Annotated in this window: 1 protein-coding gene and 1 tRNA gene; both read right to left on the reverse strand. The window is 67.3% G+C overall.

Annotation, left to right across the window (positions count from 1 at the left end):
- Positions 1 to 134: 134 nt before the first annotated feature.
- Positions 135 to 210, reverse strand: a tRNA-His gene (locus ACFWPS_RS24275).
- Between the two features lie 136 nt (positions 211 to 346).
- On the reverse strand, positions 347 to 949 hold the full coding sequence (gene orn, locus ACFWPS_RS24280) for an oligoribonuclease (protein ID WP_089105167.1): 603 nt from the start codon (positions 947 to 949) through the stop codon (positions 347 to 349).
- Between the last annotated feature and the right edge of the window lie 282 nt (positions 950 to 1,231).

A 1,231-nucleotide genomic window follows, 5' to 3' on the forward strand; every position in this document is an offset into this window, starting at 1 on the left:
GGGTCCTTGCGTACCTACGGCTTTCGTTCCTTCCTGGGCCACTCTATTCCGGGGTGTATGAGGTGTTGTTGGGCGGTGACAAAACGGCAGACTGGCCCGTGACCTGCGTTTCCGCAGGTCACGGGCCTGTCCCGTGGGGTGAGTGACGGGACTCGAACCCGCGACATCCTGGACCACAACCAGGTGCTCTACCAGCTGAGCTACACCCACCACGACCGGCGGTCATTCTGTGGTTTCTCCGACCGGCCGAGAAAAAGTGTACAGGGTCCGAAGGGGTGCTCGCGCACGGCTTTCCCGGCGGCCCTCCGGAGACCTGCCGGATGTCTCCGGGACCGCTCCCGGACGGCTATTCCGCAGGCAGGACGTGCTTGGCCGCGATCGTCCGTGCGGTGTCCGAGTCGGGGCCGGGCTGCGGTACGAAGATGGCCTCGCGGTAGTAGCGCAGTTCGGCGATCGACTCGCGGATGTCGGCGAGGGCGCGGTGGTTGCCGTTCTTCTCCGGGCTGTTGAAGTAGGCCCGCGGGTACCAGCGCCGGGCCAGCTCCTTGACGCTGGACACGTCGACGATCCGGTAGTGCAGCCAGCCCTCCAGGGCCGCCATGTCCCTGGCCAGGAAGCCGCGGTCGGTGCCGACGGAGTTGCCGCACAGCGGGGCCTTGCCGGGTTCCTTCACGTGTTCCCTTACATAGGCCAGGACCTGCTCCTCGGCCTCGGCGAGCGTCGTGCCGCCGGCCAGCTCGTCGAGCAGGCCGGACGTGGTGTGCATCTGCCGCACCACCTCCGGCATCGTCTCCAGTGCCTTGGCCGGCGGACGGATGACGATGTCCACGCCCTCGCCGAGCACGTTCAGCTCGGAGTCGGTGACCAGTGCGGCCACCTCGATGAGCGCGTCGTCGGACAGCGAGAGGCCGGTCATCTCGCAGTCGATCCACACCATGCGATCGTTCATGCGACCACCCTAAAGCTGACGTCGGCGTTTGGGTGCCCCCGGTGCAACGCCGACGTCTCCGTGGGCTGCCGCCCCCGTACCCCCGCATCATCGGCCCACGGCCTCGTCCTCAAACGCCGGACGGGCTGAGAGTGTGACCCGGCGCCGTTGTTTTCGGTTGCGGGACGGCTTGGAGGGTGGTGGCTGAGCGCCGTTGTTTTCGGTTGCGGGACGGCTTGGAGGGTGGTGGCTGAGCGCCGTTGTTTTCGGTTGCGGGACGGCTTGGAGGGTGGTGGCTGAGCG

The sequence above is a fragment of the Streptomyces sp. NPDC058457 genome, from assembly GCF_042720695.1.
Taxonomy (GTDB): Bacteria; Actinomycetota; Actinomycetes; order Streptomycetales; family Streptomycetaceae; genus Streptomyces.

Excerpts from the sequence above, each read along its gene's own strand:
- orn (WP_089105167.1), bottom strand. The coding sequence starts at position 949 with ATGAACGATCGCATGGTGTGGATCGACTGCGAGATGACCGGCCTCTCG.